Below are 5,015 nucleotides of genomic sequence, written 5' to 3'. Positions count from 1 at the left end.
GCTCAGGGATATCCCTGAGCGAGCCGGGGAAGCCTGAACAGGCCGGGAACTCCCTGAAGATGCCGGGGAAACCCCTGAACGGACCCTGAACGGACCTTGGAAGTTCCCTGGTTGACCGCCCGTCGGCCTCCCGTCGGCCTCCCGTCCGGTCGGCGGACGGCTGCGGCCGTCCGCCGACGAATGTCGGCCCCTGGCGATACTCTGAGAACCTGATCAAGACGATGACCTGATCAACAGGTGTGCGGAGCACGGAAGTCGGGAAGAGCCGCAGCAGCGGAGCACGGCGGCGACGGGGGCGATGGGGGCGGCATGGCGAACGACGGATTCGATTTCAGTCCCGGGGCACAGGTACCGCTCTCGGGTGCCGCGGGACAGACGGCTGCGACGTTCGCCCTGGCGTCCGCGGCGTACCGGGACAGTCCCGTCGACGCGATCCTCGACGCCAACAGCGAATGGCACCAGTCGAGTGTCTCGCCGGGCCGCAAGTGGGCGTCGATCTTCAAACCGAACCTGGGCGAGGCTTTCGCCCGGGCCGTGCAGGTCCGGATGCTGGGCGGCGGCCGCAGTCCGCTCATCCAGTCCTTCGGCACGGAGCCGCAGGTGGTCGTCGAGCACTGCCTGGCGGCGAACCGCATCCGCAAGGAGCGGGACAGCTGGCTCACCGCCGTGATGGTCCTGACCGGCCTGATCTTCCTGCCGGGTCTGCTCGTCTGGCTGCTGGTCTTCCAGATCCGCCGGTCGGTCGCCAAGGTCACGGACAAGCGGGCCGGCGCCCTCGCCACCACGCTCCTGATCGCCATGGGCGGCCTCGCGGTGCTCTTCCTGATCAAGATGCCGTTCGCCGGTTTCTGGGCCTGGTACGCCCGCGCGGCGATCGTCGCGCCCGTCCTCGGCTGGCTCTGGGCGAAGCAGATCAGTGAGCGCACGGCCCATGACCTGCGGGAGCGCTGGAGCGGCCTGCTGGCGGGCGGCGGCATCGGCGCCAAGATCCCCGAGGCGGTGCCCGGCAGCCCCGGCGAGACGTCGGCCGAGGCTCTCCGCCAGGGACTGGCGCGGCTCGGCGCCGAGCAGCAGTCCAACTCGGTCTTCTACGCGGGCCCCAAGGGAATACTCGGTATGGGCACGCGCTGGGGCAGCTGGCAGCTCGCCGAGGACCTGGTGTCGGCCGACCCGACCAAGGAAATCCATCCGTTCCGCAGCTGGGACGTCATCCGGTCGATCCACGACCAGCTGCGCATGCTGGAGCGCGGCCCGCTCAACACCGGTGGTTTCCCGGCGCCTTCGATAAAGCACTGGGTGGTCACACCGATCAACGAGAACGCCAAGTCGGTCTCCCGGCCGGGCGGCACCGACGTGGACGCGTACCAGGTCAAGACGCACGCCATCCAGGACATCTGCAACAAGCAGCAGTTCGGCAGCGGTGACCGCCACTACCTCGGGGTCCAGTGGACGCTCTGGGACGGTCAGCTGGTCATCACGATGCTGATCACCGTGACCGTGCTGCACGAGACACTGCGCATCGAGGTCACCGGCCATGCCCTGGGGCCCGTGCACTCCCTGTTCACCAGCGGTCCGGCCGCCAAGACGAAGACGGTCCCCAAGACCGTCAGGTTCTGGGAGACCAAGACGCAGAAACTGCCGCTGGTCGACGCCGACGAGGTGGTACGGCTCGCGGTGCGCGCGCCCTTCACCTGGTACCCGCCGATCCTCGACTGGCTCGGCGGCAAGCTGACCCTGCCGGAGCCCTTCGGCCTGCGCCACGCCTGGGCGGCCAAGCCCTGGCGGCACCGCTTCATGGCCGACGACGCCCTGCGTGCCGCGACGCCGGTGCTGCGCGTGGTGCACGCGGCGGCGATCCGCGTGCTGAACGACAACGGCGTGAACACGGAGAAGTTCGGCAACCGCTCGTCCGCCCTCAGCGGGGCCGTCCAGGACGCCTCACCGGGGAAGGCGGACCTCTACGACGCGTAGGCCCTGGCCGGCCGGTCGGGCCCCGGTCCGGCCCCGGCTGTACATGGTGCCGGAGCCGCACGATGTGGCCACGGGGGCCACGGGTCATGGCGTCACGGGTCATGGGGCATGGGTCACGAGGTCGCGGCTCCGCGCCCGTCGGAGGGCTCAGGCCGCGGGCCAGGCGTCCGCGAGCATCTTGCGGGTGTCCGCGAGGAGTTGGGGCAGCACGCGGGTGTGCCCGACCACCGGCATGAAGTTCGTGTCGCCGCCCCAGCGGGGCACGAGGTGCTGGTGGAGGTGCGCGGCGATACCGGCGCCCGCGACCGAGCCCTGGTTCATCCCGATGTTGAACCCGTGCGCCCCTGAGGCGATCCGCAGCGCGGCCATCGCCTGCTTGGTCAGCTCACCGAGCTCGGCGGTCTCCGGGACGGTCAGATCGGTGTAGTCCGCCACGTGCCGGTAGGGCACGACCATCAGATGGCCGCCGTTGTACGGGTACAGGTTGAGCACCGCGTAGACCTGCTCGCCGCGCTTGATGACGAGGCCGTCCTCGTCGGATTTCGCCGGGATCGAGCAGAAGGGGCAGCCGTCGTCGGCCCCGGGGCCGGTTGGCTTGTTCTCGCCCTGGATGTACGCCATCCGGTGGGGCGTCCACAGGCGCTGGAACGCGTCCTGTGTGCCGACTCCGATCTGCTGCTCCGGCTCACTCGTCATGTGATGCAGCATATGGCTTCGCCCGTTCACGGCGTGTCGCCGGGTACCACGCGAAACGGCCTGCGGCCTGCGGCCTGGCTGGGGGCGGCCGGGACGATGGACGACGGCAGCTCCCGGTCTGCGCGGGCGAGGGGAGCGAAAAGCCTCCGGGGAGGTGAGCCGACTGAGCTCCCCGGAGGCTTTCAGGCGCGTACGGATCAGACCACGGAACGGATCACTGATCAGACCCCGGATCAGACCCCCGGATCAGACCCCCGGATCAGACCTGGGTCCGCTCCTCGACCACCTTCGTGATCTTCGCGATGGCCTCGTCGAGCGGGATGCCGTTCTCCTGGGAGCCGTCGCGGTAGCGGAAGGAGACGGCGCCGTTCGCCATGTCCTCGTCGCCCGCGATGACCATGAACGGCACCTTCTGCTTCTGTGCGTTGCGGATCTTCTTCTGCATACGGTCGGACGACGAGTCGACCTCGACCCGCAGGCCCTTCTTCTTCGCCTCGGCGGCGAACGTCCGCAGATAGTCGATGTGCGCGTCGCCGATCGGGATGCCGACCGCCTGGACGGGCGCCAGCCACGCCGGGAACGCGCCCGCGTAGTGCTCAAGGAGGACCGCGAAGAACCGCTCGATCGACCCGAAGAGCGCACGGTGGATCATGACCGGCCGCTGCTTGGAGCCGTCGGGACCCGTGTACTCCAGGTCGAACCGCTCCGGCAGGTTGAAGTCGAGCTGCACCGTCGACATCTGCCAGGTCCGGCCGATCGCATCCTTGGTCTGGACGGAGATCTTCGGCCCGTAGAACGCGGCGCCGCCCGGGTCCGGGACCAGCGGGAGGCCCTGCTTCTCGGCCACCTGCCGCAGCGTCTCGGTGGCCTCCTCCCAGGCCTCGTCCGAGCCGACGAACTTCTCCGGGTCCTTGGTGGACAGCTCCAGGTAGAAGTCGGTCAGGCCGTAGTCACGCAGCAGCCCGAGCACGAAGGTCAGCGTCCGGTCGAGCTCCTCGGCCATCTGCTCGCGCGTGCAGTAGATGTGCGCGTCGTCCTGCGTGAAGCCCCGGGCACGGGTCAGGCCGTGCACGACACCCGACTTCTCGTACCGGTACACGGTCCCGAACTCGAAGAGGCGCAGCGGCAGCTCACGGTAGGACCGGCCGCGCGCGTCGAAGATCAGGTTGTGCATCGGGCAGTTCATGGGCTTGAGGTAGTAGTCCACGCCCTCGTCGAGCTGCATGGGCGGGTACATGCCGTCGGCGTACCAGTCCAGGTGGCCCGAGGTCTCGAAGAGCTTCCCCTTGGTGGCGTGCGGGGTGTAGACGAACTCGTAGCCCTCTTCCTCGTGGCGGCGCCGCGAGTAGTCCTCCATGACCCGGCGGACGACGCCGCCCTTGGGGTGGAAGACCGCCAGGCCCGAGCCGATCTGCTCCGGGATGGAGAACAGGTCCAGTTCGCTGCCGAGCTTGCGGTGGTCGCGCTTCTCGGCCTCGGCGAGGAAGTCGAGGTGCGCCTTCAGCTCGTCCTTGGTGGGCCAGGCGGTGCCGTAGATACGCTGGAGCATCGGGTTCTTTTCGCTGCCGCGCCAGTAGGCGGCGGCGTTGCGCATCAGCTTGAACGCCGGGATGTTCCGGGTGGTCGGCAGGTGGGGACCGCGGCAGAGGTCTTTCCAGCACAGGTCGCCGGTCTTGGGGTCGAGGTTGTCGTAGATCGTCAGCTCGCCGCCGCCGACCTCCACGTCCGCGCCGTCGTCGCTCGAAGCGGAGCCCTTGATGCCGATCAGTTCCAGCTTGTACGGCTCCGACGCCAGCTCCTCGCGCGCGGCCTCGTCCGTGACGACACGGCGGGAGAAGCGCTGGCCGCGCTTCTGGATCTCCTGCATCTTCTTCTCGACGGCCTTGAGGTCCTCGGGCGTGAAGGGCCTCGCCACGTCGAAGTCGTAATAGAAGCCGTCCTTGACCGGCGGGCCGATGCCCAGCTTGGCCTCGGGGAACAGCTCCTGCACGGCCTGCGCCATCACGTGCGCGGTGGAGTGGCGCAGGATGTCGAGACCGTCCTTGGAGGAGATCTCGACGCTTTCGACGGTCTCCCCGTCCTGCACCTCGTACGCGAGGTCCTTCAGCTCGCCGGCCACGCGCGCCGCGACGACGGTGCGCTCGCCGGCGAAGAGCTCGGCTGCCGTAGTGCCCGTCGTCACCACGCGTTCTTCCCGCTCGGAATCGCGTTGGATGATCACACGGACGTCTGACACCGGACTCTCCTGCCTGAAGGGAACGCGCGCACTGTCCCTCGCACGCGTCATACAGAGACGATCGTACCGAGCCCGGGACACCCTTCGCTCAACGGTCGGCCCTCCCTCCGTC

The 5,015-nt window shown here is 68.7% G+C and carries 3 protein-coding genes; 1 reads left to right on the top strand and 2 read right to left on the bottom strand.

Features of this window, described 5'->3' with window-relative positions:
- The first annotated feature begins 309 nt into the window (after positions 1-309).
- A complete protein-coding gene (locus AOK01_RS31140) occupies positions 310-1,971 on the top strand; it encodes a hypothetical protein (RefSeq protein WP_055517528.1) in 1,662 nt (553 codons plus the stop codon).
- 147 nt (positions 1,972-2,118) lie between these two features.
- Here the strand turns inward: AOK01_RS31140 and AOK01_RS31135 are convergent, their stop codons facing one another.
- A complete protein-coding gene (locus AOK01_RS31135) occupies positions 2,119-2,679 on the bottom strand; it encodes an HIT family protein (protein WP_055517526.1) in 561 nt (186 codons plus the stop codon).
- Positions 2,680-2,926: 247 nt separating this feature from the next.
- On the bottom strand, positions 2,927-4,903 hold the full coding sequence (gene thrS, locus AOK01_RS31130) for a threonine--tRNA ligase (protein WP_055517525.1): 1,977 nt from the start codon (positions 4,901-4,903) through the stop codon (positions 2,927-2,929).
- Between the last annotated feature and the right edge of the window lie 112 nt (positions 4,904-5,015).

It is taken from the genome of Streptomyces aurantiacus (assembly GCF_001418335.1).
Lineage (GTDB): Bacteria > Actinomycetota > Actinomycetes > Streptomycetales > Streptomycetaceae > Streptomyces > Streptomyces aurantiacus.
This window is presented reverse-complemented; position numbering and strand designations above follow the sequence as displayed.